The following is a 17,416-nucleotide window of genomic DNA, read 5'->3' on the forward strand; positions in this document are numbered from 1 at the left end:
CAGAGCGGCGCAAGGACGCTCTGGGCTGACTCGTTATCCCAATACCACAACCACTTGGTTGACAGAGCCTTGAGGCTGAACCGGAACCACACATTCGACGGCTTGGCCGTTCACCGTGATGGATTGAACGCCTTTGCTCACCGAATTCGGATTGTCGACTTTGATGTGATAAGTGGCACCTAGCCACTCACGCGTCACCTCAAAGCCCGGCCAAGCGGTCGGAACACACGGATCGATGGTTAGGCCATCAAAGCCACTGCGCACACCCAAAATAAAGTTGGTGACCGCAAAGTAGGCCCAACCTGAGGTGCCGGTTAACCAAGGGTGGTTGGCACGGCCATGATCTTGATGATCGCGCCCCATGATAAATTGCACGTAGGAGTATGGCTCCGCGACACGTTTTTCGATGATGTCGTTTTGGTTGTATGGGTTGAGCGCATCGTAGAACTTCATCGCTCGATCGCCGCGGCCCAGTTTGGCCTCTGCGACCCAAGCCCAAGGGTTAGGGTGGGAGAAGATGGCGCCGTTTTCTTTCACGCCCTGGTAAACGCGAGTAACAAAGCCGATGTCGTCATTAGGGGTCGCGAACGAGGGCGAGTTGAGATGCAAGCCATATTCGGAGAATAGGTGTTCATCAACCGCGTCCATAGCTCGCTCGCCACGCTGCTGCGAGACCGCACCAGAAAGGACGGCGAGGGTGTTCGACTCCAGATGGACACGCCCTTCTTTTTGCTGCGCAGTACCAATTTTGTCGCCATTTTTGGTCAAGCCGCGAATGTACCAACCGCCTTCGTCATCCCAGAGGTGAGTTTCACACGCTTCACGGACGTTCGCCGCCATTTGGCCGTATTTCTCTACATCCTCCTCTTTACCAAGGAACTTGGCCAAGTCGATGAACTCTTGCAGTGCCCAGAAATGGAGGAAAGAGACCATCGATGACTCGCCGCCACCAAGGTTGAGACAGTCATTCCAGTCAGCGCGCAGGCCTTTACAGATGCCCGTTTGACCGACGTACTCAGCCGAGAAGTCGAGCGCGGCTTTCATGTGCTCATAGACGCTGGCTTCGCCGCCATCGGCATACGGAATGGTCTCATCAAAAAATCCGTGCTCGCCCGTTTCCATCACGTATTTACAGATGGTCGGCACTAACCAAAGGTGATCGTCAGAGCAGGTATCTTCAATGCCATGGATCTTATCTTCATCGGAAGGGGTTGGAACCACTGTGGGTGATTTGGAGGGTTTCACATCCGCTTTTTCAGGATCGAACCAGTCAGGATCAAACAAGTGCAGACCGTATCCCGCTTTGACCTGACCGCGAAGCAGATCGACAATGCGCTTGCGCGTCATTTTCGGGTTAGCGTGTGGGACGGAAATCGCATCCTGAGCCGTGTCACGATAGCCCAACCCAGTACGTCCACCCACTTCAATAAAGGAAGCGAAGCGTGACCAGACAACGCAGGTCTCGGCTTGGTACAGCGTCCAAGTGTTGATCATGGTATCCAGCCCTTCGTTCGGCGAGCGGACTTGGAACTTGTTGCAGCGCTCGTCCCAGTGCGCTTTGATGCCGGCAAAGGCGCGATCGATCTCACTCACATCTTGGTATTTGGCGCGCAAACGCTCGCCATTGCCTTTTCCGATACCCAGCAAGTAGGCGAAACGCACTTCTTCACCCGGTGCAAGCGTGAACTGCTTGTGCAGTGAGCCACAGTGGTTGTAACAGGTTTGCGCACTATTCGAGCAGCGTCCTTGCTCGACGGCAATCGGATTGGCTTCGTCACGATAGAGACCAAGGAAACGATCGCGTTGACCATCATACGAGTCTGGTTCGAAAGTGGAGGCGAGGTAATAAAAGCCTTCAAAATCGTTGGTGTTGTAGTAGAGATCATACTCAATCACGCCGTCACGGTATTCGGTGCCCGCAGAGTAAAGTGACATCTGGTGGTTTTGATTGTCCGATTGAATATGGCTAAATGAGAATTCGACGAACGAAAATGCGCTGATCGTGCGTGACGTATCTGAGGTGTTTTTGATCACCACATCCCAAATTTCAACGTCTTCGCCTTTCGGTACAAATAAGGTTTTGGTCGCGGTAATGCCACTGTACTCACATTTGAATTTGGAGTAAGAGAGGCCGTGGCGTACTTCATAGGTCGCTTCGTCTAAACTCTTCGCAACCGGCTGCCACGAGATAGACCAGTAATCACCGCTGACATCATCGCGCAGATAGACGTAATGCCCAGGGCGATCAAAGCTGGCATTGGGGCGGAATTTGGTGACGCGATTGTACTCAGGTGAGTTGTAGAAAGAGTAGCCGCCCGCGTTGTGCGAAATGACGGTACAGAACTTTTCTGTGCCTAAGTAGTTAGTCCATGGTGCAGGGACGTCTGGTCGAGTGATGACGTATTCACGATGTTCGTTATCGAAATAGCCGTATTTCATGTGTCTTTCCTTTTTACAAGTTACCAATCAGTAACCAAATCTAAGCTAGTGAAAACTGTAAGTAGTGATTCAATGGGTTAAGTTCATCGTCAGGATTTCGGGTCTCTCACCAGCGCTATCCGACGCTCATTTTTTTGTCTCGTCACCTCGTTGTTTGGGGGCTTGAGGTTTTGGCGAGAGAGGTTTGGCGCCAGTGCTTGCAGCTGTTCGCCAAGGCGCTCTATAGGCCACCCCTTGTTTGTCGAGCAGCGGTAAGTGGGCGTTGAGTCGCGCAAGGTAGTCCAACCAATCGCGCTGGTGTTTTTCACTCCAGCCCGCTTCAGCAAGCGCGGTTAGGCGCGGGAAAATCATGTAGTCCATGCGTACAGGCTCGGTGACAATTTCGCTCCACAGCGCACATTGAATACCTAAAATTCGACGTCGAATTGGGTCGTTGTCGGCGATATCAGCCAGTGGCTCGTAGCGATACGCCTTTTCAAGCGGGATCACGCTGGCCCAATCGACCCCCGGCTCTTCAGGGGCGTAATCTTGGCTCATGTCGAGATAGGTGCTTTGACCAGGCTGTAAGATGACGTCAAAGCCTTGTTTGGCGCAGTGCAATGCAGCGTCCTCACTGAGCCAGGAGTAGATCACAGTATCTTTGCTCACTTTGTCACCGTGTTGCGCTTCTTCCCAGCCGACCATTCGTTTACCTAAGCTGCGTAACTTGCGCTCGGCGTAACGCAGCAGATGACCTTGTAGCTCTTTGCTGCTTTGGTAGCCGTGCTCTTCCATTAGCGCGATGCACGCTGGACTCTCTAGCCACACTCCTTGTGGCACTTCGTCGGCGCCGATATGCACCCAAGGAGACGGGAAAAGCGCCGCCACTTCCTCAAGTACCGCGTCGAGAAACGCATAGGTACCTGGCAGAGCGGGGGACAACACGTTGTCGCTGTAATGCTGGATACTGCGGTAGTTTGAGCGATCGCTGGCGTCATACAGCCACTCCGGTAGCGATTGGATCGCCGCTCGGCAGTGGCCTGGAATATCAATTTCAGGGATCACTGTGATGCCGCGTTCTGCGGCATAGTCGATCACGGCGGCGATCTCTTCTTGGCGGTAGTATCCACCGTAGCGCTGCCCTAGATGACTAAATTGTGCTTGCAACGCCAAATCTGGACCGCGAAACGCCCCAATTTCAGTTAATTGAGGCAAGGATTTGATTTCAATGCGCCACCCTTCGTCATCGGTAAGGTGCCAATGGAAGGTGTTGAATTTGTAGTGCGCCAGTTGGTTGATGAGGCGTTTGATTTGCGCCACCGAGTAAAAATGGCGCGCGCAATCTAGCATCATGCCGCGATAGCCAAAACGGGGTTTATCGCTGATGGTGACCAGCGGCACGGCGAGCCCATTGCCTTGTTTCGCGGGTCTGATGAGTTGCAGCAAGGTGGCGCTGGCATGAATAAAACCGACGTCCGACCCTGATTCAAGCTGCACACCATGATGAGTCACGGTTAAGTGGTATTCCCCCTCATCAAGTGTTGGGTTCAAGCGAAAGAGGATGTCACTTTGCCCAATCGTGTGCACCTCAAAATCATGCAGTGTGGCTAGCTCTTGTTGCAGCCAAGTAGCGCCGCGTTCTGCTAATGCGGTTTGCAAGGTGATTTGGCTGTGCTCAGAGAGACGATATTCTCCCTTTTTGAGTGCTAGAGCATTGGGCTTTGGGATCAGCGCCAATGGTGCTGACGGCAGCTCTGAGCGGGCTGGGATCTCGGCCCGCTCTCGGTAGGGGGAGGCGAGAGCAATCGGCGAGACATGCACCGCGTGTGTTTGGCGTTGCTCAAGGTCGATCAGCAGCGCATCTTTTAGTCCATCAGTATAAAAACGTAGTGGCGCGGTTTTGATGCTAAATTCGCAATAAAAGTGTTGGTTGGCGGTTAACGTGTCGACATCTGGCGTTAAAGTGCAAAAACTCCCAGTCTGCACAATCTGCCCGTGGCTGACACTGCTTGGCTGAATGTAGCGATCAAGAATGAACTGTAACTGCCAGGTGGGCAGGTCTTGATCGGTTAAGTTGTGCAAGGTGAGGCCAAATCGGCAACCTTCTTTGCTCTCATTGAGCACCGCAAAATCCACTCGATAACTCATTGTGCACCTTCGTGTTGAATGTCGCTTAGTCTATAAAGGTTGTGCTCAGGTTTACCTGCAAACATCAGTGCCCCTTCGATGGCGTCGAACTTAGCAGGCACAATCAGACTTCTCATCGGTGGCGATAGCCACGCTTGCATGCGCTCCGCGACACCGCCCATCAAACAGATGCGCGTCGCGCCTCGGCGGCGTAACGCTTGCAGCCACATTTCGATATCGTCACGGGTTTGTTGTAAGAGTGCTTGTGCCAACGGGCATCCTTCATCGGCGAATTGAAATATCTGAGGAGAAAACTGACCATAGTCACGAGGCAGCGCTTGTTTTGACCAGGCAACAATCGCATCGACGTCATGGTGAAAGTGTGTCATCACGTAATGGTAGAGCGGTGTTTTGGGCTCAATGTCATCGTAGGCGAGCAGCACTTTTTGGATCAGCCTTAGCCCCATCATCGCGCCACTGCCTTGATCGGAGATGGGAAACTCACGGCCACCGACCACTTGCTGCTCACCACCGTTGATCAATAGACCGCACGAACCTGTACCAGCAATCAGAATGGCACCATCTTGGCCGTCATGCGCGCCAAGACAAGCGCCATAGGCATCCGTATTGAGGACTATGGAGGTGAATGGGTGAGGCTGCTCCATCATCGCAAACCATGCAGACTTTTGCTCCGCGCCCGCGAGGGCAAGGCCAAGGTGCATGCGTGTGAAGTCAGTGCTCGTCAACTCGGCCTGAGTAGCTGCTGTCGTGACGGCATCGACAATGGATGTCAGGGCAGATTCGATGCCGAGTAAAATGTTAGCGCTACCGCTTTTTCCCTCGCCAAGTAAGCGCCCCTGCGCATCTCGGATTCGCGCTCGGCACGAGGTGCCGCCGCCATCAATGCCGACATATAAATAGGTCATTGCGCTTGCTCCTTTGAGAACGGGTGAGTTTGAGAGAAGCGACGCGCCTGATGACAAATGGCGAGCAGATACCACGCCGCATGAGGAATCCACTGTTCGCCCCAACGCCAGTTTTGCAGCATGTCATCACATTGAGGGGACGGATTGAAGGCGATGTCTCGTTCATCATCAAACCCGCTGGTAATGCCGTTACAAATCCCCCCTTTGGCGTTAAAAAAGCCCAGCTCAGGCAGGTAGTCTGGGTTGTTGTGACCTGCGCCATCAAGCATGCAGAGATCAAATGGGTTCAAGCCCAAAATCCAGCTCAAACAGTCTTCAGCAAACCCATCCAATTGCTGACACAGTGACGGGTTATCAAGGTGGGGCTGAGCGATATGGGCCATGCTCGCTAGAGAGCCGAGCCGTGCGTTTTCGCCTTGCCACCAGTAGCCAGTTTCATTGTCATGGGGAACAAAAAAGCGCGCGCTTTTCTCCTCTGACAGAGGCTTAGTGTATTGGCGAGGGTAACCAAAGGGATTGTGCACCGCTTGTGTGATGGAGAGTTCAAATCGGACTGCTTGTTCAATCACACGCTGGACGCTGTCTCGCTGCGCTGCATCGGTTTCAATATCCAGATAGCGACACAAGCTGATCACTGGTAATCCTGCGTCACTGGCGTGAAAGTAGGGGCGTGAGCCATCGTGATTCGCGGACCAGAAATGGCGCTGATCGTCATCGCTGTATTGACGTGCCATCAGTTTGTTGGCCCACTCTTGGCTTTGTTGCAAATAGCGTGTCTGTTTTGTGGCGCGATAGAGCTCGCAACAGGCCAGTAATGCACAGTACTCATCGATGATGTTTTCAACGCCATCGTCTAAGTACTCGCGGTTGTGTGAGATAAGGTGCCAATAGCCTTTTTCCGCTGCCGCCAAGTAGTCGTTGGGTCGATATTCTCCGCCTTGCTCGCGCTGCGCCGCGGCAGCGAGCGCAGCAATCGCGATGCCGCCACCTTGACGAAATCCAGCTTGAAAGTCCGAGGACTTATGGCCCAATTGTGTCGCATAGGCGCAAATATGGCGTTTGCTGGTCTCTTTTGACCACTGGTCAAACACCGTCATGTAAAAGTAGCCATCAGGATGTTGCATTCGCACTAAAAAATCGGCGCCGTGCGATGCTTCTTCTGCCATTCTCAGGCGAGTAAACGCAGGGACGGAATCGAGCGTTTGCAGCTGCTCTAAGCCATTGAATAGGTTCCACACGACCATGGGGATCTGCTGTGGATTGAAGTAATTGGCGTAAGAGAGGTGGCTGAGGTATTTGCTGACATCGCCGGAGGCATCATACCAGCCGCCGTGGACATCCGCGAACGCATCATGGCCGTATAGGGGCACGTGGCGATCTTGCTGATCAAACATGCCCGTACAACGCTGAGACTTAAAGTAGTGCAGCGCATCGGACAGCGTGGCGCTGAGCAAGTGTTGATGGCGAATCTCGAAAGTGTGGGAGCGGACGGCGTCGTCTGCGCTCAACTCGTTATCTCTCGAGGTATCTTTTTTTAACGTATCTTCGTTAAACCTATCAATGGCCAAGTAGAACTGGCCAATTTGATCAAAATTGGAAAACGGAATGCGAAAAAAATGCCCTTGGTGCCAATGGTCAACGGTGCCACCGGGCTCGGTTTGATAGGTGGCGAGCGTTTGATGACTCTTCGCGCACACAAGACGAGCAGTGGGGAGCGTCTCTAGTGCGTGGTTTGTCATCAGTACCGCCTGTTTTGGACCAAGGGCTTCATAACCAAGATGGTTAGTCAGTAGCAGCATTCTGTTCTCCGAACGTGGTATGTCTTATGCCGCGCAAGCGCGGGTATTCAAAGTGTTCATCACAGCCAAGGAGCGCCCTTGGCTGCGTTTTTGGTGCGATGGCTGTTTAAGCGCGATTAGTGCTCAAACAGATAGCAACGTACAAAGTGGTTTTCAGACAGTTGAGTGACCTCAGGTAATTGCTCACGGCAGCGCTCAGTAGCGTGCTCACAGCGCCCTGCAAATGGACAGCCGGTTGAGACGGGCGTCCAAAGCGGAATCTCCCCTTTATTGCCTTTGAGCTTCTCGTGAATCGATTTACTCGGATCGGGCACCGCAGAAACCAGCAGCTGCGTGTAGGGGTGTTGAGGTTTATGGATGATCTCTTCGGTATCGCCCCACTCGACCATGTGACCCACGTACATGACCGCCAGATCTTCGGCGATGTAGCGAGCTGTGGCGATGTCGTGCGTGATGTAGAGCAGTGACATCTGTTTGTCGAACTTCATCTCTTCCATCAGGTTCAATACCCCGGCACGAATCGACACATCGAGCATCGAGGTCGGTTCATCGGCAAGTACAACCTCAGCGCCAACGGCAATATTACGCGCCAAGTTGACCCGTTGGCGCTGACCACCGGAGAGTTGATGCGGGTATTTTTCTGCGGTCTCTTTCGGCGGAATAAGGCCCACTTGTTCCAGCAGATCGTACACTCGCTCTTGCAGCTCTTTTTTGTTGCCCGGCGTGACTTTTTTATGGATCAGCAAGGGACGGGCAATGTGGTGGAAAATATTGTGTGTTGGGTTGAGCGAGCCAAATGGGTCTTGCCAGACCATTTGTACCCCTTCGCGATAACTCATTAAGTCCGATTTTGACTTGATGGTTTGAATGTCGCGGCCTTTGTAAATGATGTCGCCGGAGGTTGGCGCATACATCTTGGCGATCATTTTCGCGGTCGTGGATTTACCCGAGCCGGATTCGCCCACCACCGACAAACCGCGGCTTTTGTACATTTTGAATGACACGTCGTTGATCGCGCGCATCATAGGTTGTTGCAGTGCATTGCTGTTGATCGGGAAATCTTTGACTAGATTTTTTCCCTCAATCAACAAGTCGCCATATTCTGTGCTCATAATGGTCTCCAATGAAATTCTTCAGTTTCTCAATTCGTTACAACTTTGCTTGCGCAATGGGCTCACCGTATAGGTGGCAGTTTGAGAAACGACTTGGCTCGATTTCTCGCAGTGAGGTCGCCTTGCGGGTGCAGGTGTCATGGACACGATCACAGCGCGCTTGGAAGCGACAACCTTGCGGTATCTCCAGCAAGTTGAGTGGGTTACCAGGAATGCCCGTCAATTTGGTTTTCGGCCCGGTTAATGGAGGGAAAGAGCTACCCAACCCCTTGGTGTAAGGGTGGTATGGACTTTCAAGAATTTGTTTTGAAGGTGCGACTTCAATCAGTTCACCGGAATACATGATGCCGATACGGTCAGAGAACTCGACCATCAGGGACAAATCATGAGTAATGAACAAAATAGAGAAACCGAACTCCTCTTTCAGCGCGTAGATCTTTTGCAAGATTTCGCGTTGCACCACCACATCAAGCGCGGTGGTAGGCTCATCCATGATGATCATTTTCGGATTCAACGCGAGAGCGATGGCAATAACCAGACGCTGACGCATGCCACCAGAGAACTGGTGAGGGTAGTCGGTCAGGCGACTTGGGTGAATATCGACGATCTCCAACAAGCCTTCGGCGCGGCGTCTGGCTTGTTCATGCGTCATATTGGTGTGGCGCATGATCACATCGCAAAACTGCTCTTCCATGGTCAACACGGGGTTGAGTGCGTTCATGGCGCTTTGGAAGACCATCGACATCTCGCTCCAGCGGAACGACTGCATTCTGTCATCGCTGTATTTGAGGATGTTTTCACCGTTGAAGATCACCTCGCCACCGGTAATAAACGCGGGCGGCTTGTGCAGACGCATGAGCGAGAAAGCGACAGTGGATTTACCACAGCCCGATTCGCCGGCGAGACCGAAGACCTCGCCCGGAGCAATATCGAAGCTGACATCATTACAGGCGCGCACGTCACCGGCGGCTGTGATGTAATCAACGCATAAGTTGCGGATAGAAATGAGAGGTGCTGTCATGATTATTTGTCTCCGCTCCAGATTGCAGGTTGAGGTTCGAGCTCAGGTTTACGCTCTTTCTTGTCTTGCTCGGCTAGTTTCTTCCAGCGCTTCATACCTTTGTGGGAACGAAGTTGCGGGTTAGCAATTTCATCAACAGCAAAGTTAAGCAGGGCAAGGCCAGTCACAAGCAGTACAAGCGCCGCACACGGAGCCAGCAGTTCCCACCAAGCGCCAATCAGCATCGAGGAGGAAGTCTGGACGTTGTAGAGCATGATGCCCCAGCTGACCGTGTTCGGGTCACCAAGACCTAGGAAGGAGATGGTCGCTTCCATCATGATGGCGTACATCACTGAGCCAATGAAGCTGGCGCCAACAATGGGGATAAGGTTTGGCAAAATCTCGACGAAAATGATGCGCCAAGAGGACTCACCCAACACTTCCGCTGCTTTGACGAACTCTTTCTCACGCAATGCTAAGGTTTGCGAGCGTATCACCCTCGCGCCCCACGCCCAGGCGGTAAAGCCGATAATGAGCGCAATCGTTAGCGGGCCTGCTTCACCGATGAAGGCGGCAAGAACAAACAGCAATGGGTATTGTGGGATAACCAGCATGATGTTCATTGCGGCAGTGAGGAAGTCATCAATGCGCCCACCAAAGTAGCCTGCAGAGATACCGATGATGGTGGCAAGAAAGCAGACGGTGATCCCTGCGCCAAAGCCAACCGCCAGTGAAACGCGAGCGCCGTGGACAAACTGAGACCAAACATCGCGGCCCATACGTGTGGTGCCCATGACATGATCCGCCTTTTTCGACATGATCAGCGTGCGGCGATCCGTGGCGAGGTTTTCAGCCACCCAACCTTCAGGGTTGCTCTGCGCAGCTTTAACCACAAAAGAGGGGTACTCATGCGGGTTGCCCGAACGTTTGTCTGGCGCATGCTTGGTCAGCATGGGCGCGGCGAGGGCGATAAATAGGAACAGGCTCAAAATAATGCAGCCAACGAGCGCAATCGGGTTGCCAACGATCAGTTTAAAGAAACCTTTCATGATTATTTCCCTCCCTTACGTAGGCGAGGATCGAGCACGACATACAGCATGTCGGCAAGAAGGTTAAAGAACAGCATAAACAACGTCATGATCAGGAGTTGACCTTGCAGCACTTGGTAGTCACGCGCTTTGATGGCGTTAAATAGCACAGAGCCAAGACCGGGGTAGTTGAAGATGATTTCGATGATCAACTGACCACCGATAGCCATACCCAATGCCATCGAAAGTGCGGTAACACTTGGCAAGAGCGCATTACGTGCCGCGTAGTTGAAGACCACTCGGTTCTCGCTCAGCCCTTTTCCTTTCGCCATGGTGATGTAATCTTCGGCGAGTAGGTTGATCATGTTGTTACGCATGTTGACCAAGAAGCCACCGATCTGAACGATAGAGGCACAAAATAGGGGCAGAACCGCGTGATAGGCGACATCTTTAATAAAGGCCCAACTGGTCCAGTCGGGAATGGTGCCTGCGGTATAGGCATAGCTTGTCGGGAACCATTTCAAGCCGATGGCGAAGACAAACATGGCGATCATGGCGATAACCACTTGAGGCACCGCTTGGATGATCAGCATGCCTGGCGTGACAAACGCATCGTATTTACTGCCTCGTTTCCAGGCGGCGAAAATGCCCAAGATAGAACCGAGTGAGAACGAAATCACCACCGCGGTACCCGCGAGAAACAGTGACCAACCAAAGGCACTGCCCAACAGCTTGTTCACCGATAGTGGGTAGAACTGAATCGAAGTACCGAGCTCCCAGCTCAGAATGTTTTTCATGTACGCGTAGTACTGAGCGAGATAGCCGCCTTCGACAAAGCCGAGTAGCTCTTTCATAGCAGCGATACGCTCAGGCGTCACTTGAACCGATGCATTGGCAAACATCATGGTGACGGGGTCGCCTGGCATGGCGCGCGGAATAATAAAGTTTAACGTCGCAGCAACGAGCAAAGCGACAAAATAAAAGGACAAACGTCTTAAAAAGTAACCCATAACTCACACCTTACTTATCCAGATTTTTCCTGTTTCTGGTTTCAGGTCGCTCAAGCAAACCGTAAAATTTTGAGCGAAAAATCCCCTGACGACGGGCGCCATAGCTTTAACAACTTAAAGTTTTGGGGATTAAGCGGCGTACGGATGCACGCCGCAAAGACAAAGCAAACTCACTTATTTCACTGGTTTTAGGTCCAGCACGTGAAGTAGACGCTCTGGGATACCAGCCCAAATGTTTGGACGGCCTTTTGGATTCTCTTCGTTCCACCAGCCAGTGAAGCGAGTGGTGTTGTATTGGTACATGTAAGCACCAGACATCACAGGAATCGTCACTTGGTCAGCGGCAATGATTTGCTGGATACCGTGAGCGATCTCTAGCTGCTCATTTTTGTCCGCTGTTTTGTAGAAGCTATTGAGTAGTCCATCTAGCTTGTCGTTTTTGTAGAAGTGCATCGCGAAGCGCGGCATACCTTCACCCGATTGCAGTGCTGAGTTGTACGCACTGTTCCAGTAAGTGTATGGGTCTGCACCGTGGAAGTAGTTGGTGTACGCCACATCGTATGTCCCTTCAAGCATGGCTTGGTTGTAGACAGAGAAGTCTGGAGTACGTGCACGGGCTTTGATGCCCACTTCTGCGAGTTGTTCAACCGCAAGCTGTACTGTGTTGTTAAAGTCGGTCCAGCCGTTTGGTGATTGAATCAATAGCTCAAACGATTTGCCTGATGGCGTGTCGACAAAGCCATCTTTGTTGACGTCTTTAAAGCCCGCTTTCTTCAGAAGTTCTTTCGCACCTTCCACATTGTACGTGTTGTAGCCTTTGTACTTGTTGTGAGTGCTCTCATCAGACCAAGCTTCAAACGCGTAACCCAGACCAGAGGCAAAGTCATTCACTGTACCGCCGCCGTAGAACGCGATGTCGATGATGGTTTGACGATCCAGTGCCATTGAGAACGCACGACGGAAATCAACATTCGTCAACGCTTCGTTTTTGGCAGGATCTGGGTTTTTGTAGTTGACGACAAACGCTTGTGTGCCCGCTGGCGGGTACCAGTATTGGTGATTCGGACTTGCTGCTGCGTACGTGCGATCGATGTCTGGAATGAAGGATGATGTCCAGTCCATCTCACCGTTCACGACTTTACCTAGGAATTGGTCGTTATTCGCGATTTGTGGAACGCGTAGACAGTCAACCTCTAAGTTGTCGGCATCCCAGTAGTTAGGGTTTGCACACTGAATGTAGAGCTGAGCGGTGAAGGTGTCGATTTCAGTAAATGGACCTGAACCTACAGGGTTTTCGTTAGTAAATGTCGCAGGGTCTTTGACGTCTTTCCACACGTGCTCAGGGACGACAGGCACTTTTGCAATTTCGTAAGGAACGTTTGAGTTCGCTTCCGTTAGGCGGAATTTCACTTGGTAGTCGTTGATTTTCTCAACGCCAGTAACCCAAGAGTTGATACCGCTTTGGTCCAGTTCAGGTTTGTTTTTCACTAGGTTGAAAGAGAACACGACGTCGTTCGCGTCAAATGTTTCGCCATCAGACCATTTCACGCCTTTACGAATGTCAAAAGTGACGCTCATTAGGTCGTCTGACATCTTGTACGCTTCTGCCAAACGGAACACAGGTGTGTTGCCGTGCATCTCATTGAAGACAACGAGTGGCTCATACATGAAGTCTGTTGTGGTGTGAAGGTTGGTCGCACCTAGGTACGGGTTGAAGTTACGAACAAAGGTCGTGAACTCTTTAGGGTGGACGGTTAGCTCACTGCGCTCTGCCGCTGTTGCTACTGATGCAAAACCTGTAGTTGCAGTTGCGATAATCGCGGTTGCTAGTGCTGTTTTCTTAATGTTGGCAAGCATAGCTGTTCCTTACTATTTGCTTTCATTTCACAATGGTTGGAATGTCATCAATTGATAAACACTCACTAAGGCCTACCTCAGATTGGTGCTGACTAAGACGGAGGACCTAGTCAGCCAGAGTGGCCTGTAGGCCTTAGGCACAGTAAGAAAACACCGGAAGCGGAAAACGTGCAATCCTCTTTCCCGTTAAAAACGTTAAAACCAATCAATGACTCGTTAAAACCGTTAAAAAACACAGTAATTGTTTTAAATTTAATCAATTTTTTGCTTTGAAGTCTATCGCAGAAAAGCGCCATGCTTGGTGTGTTTGTAAGTGCATACTATCGCGTAGGATTTTTTAATAAGGTCTTGTTGACGGGGCTTGCTTTGATTGAGATCTTGGTCACGTGCCCAGATTTAGGTTAATTTACCCCGTTAATTATAATCTGCCGTTCTGTTGTGATTGGCTTCGCAAACTGCCGTAATAATTCCTTCTTGCCGGTATTTGAATGTGTTAATCGTCGATATTTTGCCGCATCACACGAGAGAAATAACCTGGCTATCATGGTTTTTTTACGCCGTGTAGTAACTGTTTGAGGCGTGAGGAAGGGTGTTTTTCAGGGCAGAAAAAAGCCCGCTAGGCAGCGGGCTCAATCAGCTTAGTTGGTCAATAAGTGATGCAATTTATCGCGCAATTCTTCGATATGTTCGCGCTGTGGACTGCGTTCCTGGCAGTGCTCCAAGATGTAATCGAGCGAGCTTAATACCGTGCGCCAGCGTGGCGTTTTAGGCAGTGTTTCAACTCGTAGGTATTTGTCTAATGTACGAGTTTGCAGTGTGCTGCGGTCTAAATAGACGCGCCACAACCCACTTTGTTCAGCGAAGGCGAATTTCGTCTGACCGGTCACGCTCTCCCAATAGTCTAACGCTTGAGTCATGGCATCGACCAAGACTTCGCGCATCAGATCTTGCTTGGATTTATTGTCACCGCTGACGCGCTCGGCTAAACGAGTAAATTCGCCACCGAGCTCTTTGAGTTCTTGCAGTTTGGCCTTGTCGCCTTCAAAGGCAAAGGTAGAGAGTGCCTCAATGGCCGTCTCTAGGTTGTGGATACGAGTGGCATTGACACTGCCACCCACATTGAAGATGTACATGGCGCGCAGGTCGGAGCCCTCAGGCATACGCAGGATGTCGGCGGAGATATGCTGACGAACATCTTCTACATAGACATCGATAGTACCGCAGTAGTGATCTTGTTTGACACTGAGGTATTTTGGCGCAATAAGCTCGTCTGCGTTTGAGCGTTTGAGCTGCTCCGCAGAGCGGCGGAAGAGGCGTGAAGCCGCTTCATTGGCAAAGCGCACTTTGCCATCTTCACGCACACAAATGATGGCTTCAGGGGCCGATTCAAGTTGCTCGAGCAGTCGTCCTTGCGTTTCCAGTAAGCTGGCTTCGACCGCTGCCCGTCGTTTTAACTCGATTTGCAGCTGCTGGTTCTCTTGTCGACGCAGCTCCGCTTTACTGGCGGTCAAGTGGGCTTGAATGCGCGCCGCCAACTCTTGCTTGTTGAAAGGTTTGGATAGGTAGTCATTCGCGCCCGCATTGAAGCCTTTGACGCGATCGTCGCTTTGGTTAAGCGCCGTCAACATGATCACCGGCAGCGCTGCGTGGTCGTATTGTTGACGCACTTTTTCACACACCTGATAGCCGTTCATTCCGGGCATCATGATGTCGAGCAGTAACAGTTGTGGTGGCTCTGCATCCAAGGCTTCCAACGCTTCTTGGCCATCTTTCGCGCAGCGTACACGATAGCCTTCAAGGCGCAGGAAGCTATCAAGCACCCGCAAATTGACCGGTTCATCGTCGACCACCAGTAGCAACTGACCGTCTGGATTTTCTGGCAAACTCGATATTTCAGGCAGCTCGATCTCAGTATTATCAGGCGCTTTAAAGTGAGGCAGTACGGTCTGATTGGCTTGGGCAATTTGTTCGTCGCTTGCCACCGGGAGTGTAAAGCTGAAGGTCGTCCCCACCATGGGCTGGCTGCTGACGTACAGATTGCCGTGCATTAAATCGATCAATTGACGACTGATCGACAGACCAAGCCCCGCCCCTTGGCGGTATCGATGGGCGTCACTGCCTGCTTGAATGAGTGGCTCAAAAATGTGTTCCAGTTGATCGGCGGGAATACCTTGACCGGTATCTACCACTTGCACGCGTATTTGATCATCCACCACGCTGGCTGAGATAACGATCTTCCCTTCGCTGGTGTATTTGATGGCATTGCCAATTAGGTTATAGAGCACCTGTTCGAGGCGTTGCGGATCGGCACTGACCCAAACCGGCTCAACAGGGACCTGATTGATGATTCGAATCGGTTTGTTGCCCAGTAGGTGCGATGAGAGCTCAAGCACTAAGCGAGTGGCAGAAGAGAGATCCACTGCGCTGGTTTCAATATCGAGATTGCCATAGCGCATCTTGTGGTAATCGAGCAGATCGTCGACCAAGGTAGCGAGACGCTGGCCGCTGCTGATAATGATCTCTAGCTGGTATTTATGATCTGAGGTGATCGGGCCATTGGCGCCCGAGATCAGCGCTTCGGCGATGCCAACCATGCCATGCAGCGGCGTTCTGAGTTCATGAGAGGTGGTGGCTAAAAACTCATCTTTGAGTTTATTGGCGAGCTGTAACTCTTCATTTTGCTTTTTGATCAGCTTTAGATGGCTTTCGAGCTCTTCATTTTGCTCTTTAATTAACTGAATTTTCTCTCGAATGGAGCGCTGCATGCGCTCGAAACTGACCGCAAGTCGGCCAATCTCATCTTTACGGTTAGTGTTGTTAATGTCCGCTTCTAAGTCGCCCGCCGAGACTTTTTCCGCCGACCAGGTCAGTTGCAGCAGCGGCGAAGTGATGAAGTTGGACAGGTAATGCGAGGCGACAACGACTAAGACGATGGCACCTAACATGGCGAGAATAAACAGGGTTTCTAACTGATTGACGCGAGCAAAGGCGACCTTCATCGGCACTTCAACCACCATAGCCCAATGAATGCCGTTGACTTCAATCGGTGTGTACGCGGCAAACATCGACTCGTTATTGGCATTGGTGTAGGTGCCAACGGCACTTTCCCCGCTTAGGGCCAAATTGACCACCTCAAGGCTTTTTTCGACCTCGCTCTCATCGTAAGAGAGGGTGCGCGAGCGGTGATCTTGGCCGACCAATAAGGTTTTGATTGCCACCTGATTGCTTTTGTCCGCGATGAGTTTGGTGATGCCATTATTGGGGAGGCGAAACATCGCATAGCTGTGTAGGTAGCCTTGTTGAACAATGGGTGCACCAAACCACGCCACCATGCGACCTTGCTCGAGCGAAAAGTCAGAGATAATCACCGGGGTGTAATCTTCGTTGGTTTTGCGTCGTTCGGTCACTTGCTTGCGCAGGGCTTGAAAGGTTTTACCGAGATTTTGATCTTTGTAGCGGCCGCTCAGCAGGTTAGTGCCATAGTTATCGTACTTGTAAATGGAGTAGGTGACATTACCTTCGCGGTCAACCAGCAGAATATCGTCAAAGTCGGAGCGTTTGAGCAGCTCTAGGTACGCCCAATGGTAGCGTTTGTGTAGCAGGCGATAGCGCTCTGTGCCGGTGTAGACACTCGATTGAGGCAAAATAGAGGTTTTGATTTGATCACCAGAGCCAGGAATATAGCGTTTTTGTGCGTACTCGCGTGCTTGTTCAATATCCAAGCCCAAGCTTTGAAAGGCGTTGACTAAGCCGTAAAAGCGACCACCACTGGCGTAGGCCAGTTCTGAGCGAACAAAGCCCATGACTTCCGACTCTTTGGCGTAGAGGTAATCCTCAACCTGCTGCTGTTTGGTATCGCGCACTGAGGTGAGGTGGTAGGTGCTTTGCTCTTGCAGATCTTTGGTATGAGATTGGAGAAAAAAGATGGCCATTAAAGTCAACGGCGTGATGCTCAGTACCAAAAACGCCAACATTAACGTGTTTTGAAGACGCTTAAATCTTTGCTTTTTATACAACTTAAACATGTCGTGGGGGCTTATGGCTAAAAACGTTAATTTCTTAAACTGACAAATTTAACGAGTTTTTTTACTTTGACAAGTAAGTTGCCCGCAAAGCGTGGTTAGCGGCGCATTTTTAAC

General features: G+C 51.4%; 9 protein-coding genes and 1 pseudogene. All 10 read right to left on the bottom strand.

The window, feature by feature from the left end; genetic code table 11:
* Positions 1-33: 33 nt before the first annotated feature.
* The 10 genes and pseudogenes from AC6R03_RS15165 to AC6R03_RS15210 all read right to left on the bottom strand — a co-directional run bounded on the left by AC6R03_RS15165 (position 34) and on the right by AC6R03_RS15210 (position 17,302).
* Positions 34-2,439: a glycoside hydrolase family 94 protein gene (locus AC6R03_RS15165; protein WP_500630122.1), complete on the bottom strand. Its 2,406-nt coding sequence runs from the start codon at positions 2,437-2,439 to the stop codon at positions 34-36.
* A gap of 207 nt (positions 2,440-2,646) precedes the next feature.
* A pseudogene (locus tag AC6R03_RS15170) lies at positions 2,647-4,566 on the bottom strand (beta-N-acetylhexosaminidase); the annotation flags it as partial.
* Entirely contained in the window at positions 4,563-5,471 is a 909-nt protein-coding gene (locus AC6R03_RS15175; RefSeq protein WP_500630121.1) for a glucosamine kinase nucleotide-binding domain-containing protein, read from the bottom strand. The pseudogene AC6R03_RS15170 and the gene AC6R03_RS15175, both read right to left, overlap by 4 nt.
* Entirely contained in the window at positions 5,468-7,270 is a 1,803-nt protein-coding gene (locus AC6R03_RS15180) for a glycoside hydrolase family 9 protein (protein ID WP_500630120.1), read from the bottom strand. The genes AC6R03_RS15175 and AC6R03_RS15180 overlap by 4 nt, the downstream gene beginning before the upstream one ends.
* Before the next feature lie 116 nt (positions 7,271-7,386).
* Positions 7,387-8,382 carry an ABC transporter ATP-binding protein gene (locus AC6R03_RS15185; RefSeq protein ID WP_334553970.1) on the bottom strand — a complete coding sequence of 332 codons (996 nt, stop codon included), beginning with the start codon at positions 8,380-8,382 and terminating at the stop codon, positions 7,387-7,389.
* 37 nt (positions 8,383-8,419) lie between these two features.
* On the bottom strand, positions 8,420-9,403 hold the full coding sequence (locus AC6R03_RS15190; protein ID WP_500630119.1) for an ABC transporter ATP-binding protein: 984 nt from the start codon (positions 9,401-9,403) through the stop codon (positions 8,420-8,422).
* A 2-nt stretch (positions 9,404-9,405) separates the two neighbouring features.
* Entirely contained in the window at positions 9,406-10,431 is a 1,026-nt protein-coding gene (locus tag AC6R03_RS15195) for an ABC transporter permease (RefSeq protein WP_334568393.1), read from the bottom strand.
* 2 nt (positions 10,432-10,433) lie between these two features.
* Positions 10,434-11,420, bottom strand: a complete 987-nt coding sequence (locus AC6R03_RS15200; protein ID WP_334553976.1) for an ABC transporter permease — start codon at positions 11,418-11,420, stop codon at positions 10,434-10,436.
* 174 nt (positions 11,421-11,594) lie between these two features.
* The gene (locus tag AC6R03_RS15205) at positions 11,595-13,277 is read right to left on the bottom strand and encodes an ABC transporter substrate-binding protein (protein WP_334568394.1); all 1,683 of its coding nucleotides are present in this window, start codon (positions 13,275-13,277) and stop codon (positions 11,595-11,597) included.
* 638 nt (positions 13,278-13,915) lie between these two features.
* Entirely contained in the window at positions 13,916-17,302 is a 3,387-nt protein-coding gene (locus AC6R03_RS15210) for a response regulator (RefSeq protein ID WP_500630118.1), read from the bottom strand.
* Positions 17,303-17,416 lie beyond the last annotated feature (114 nt).

The organism is Vibrio sp. R10-SG-ISO4 (assembly GCF_059834135.1).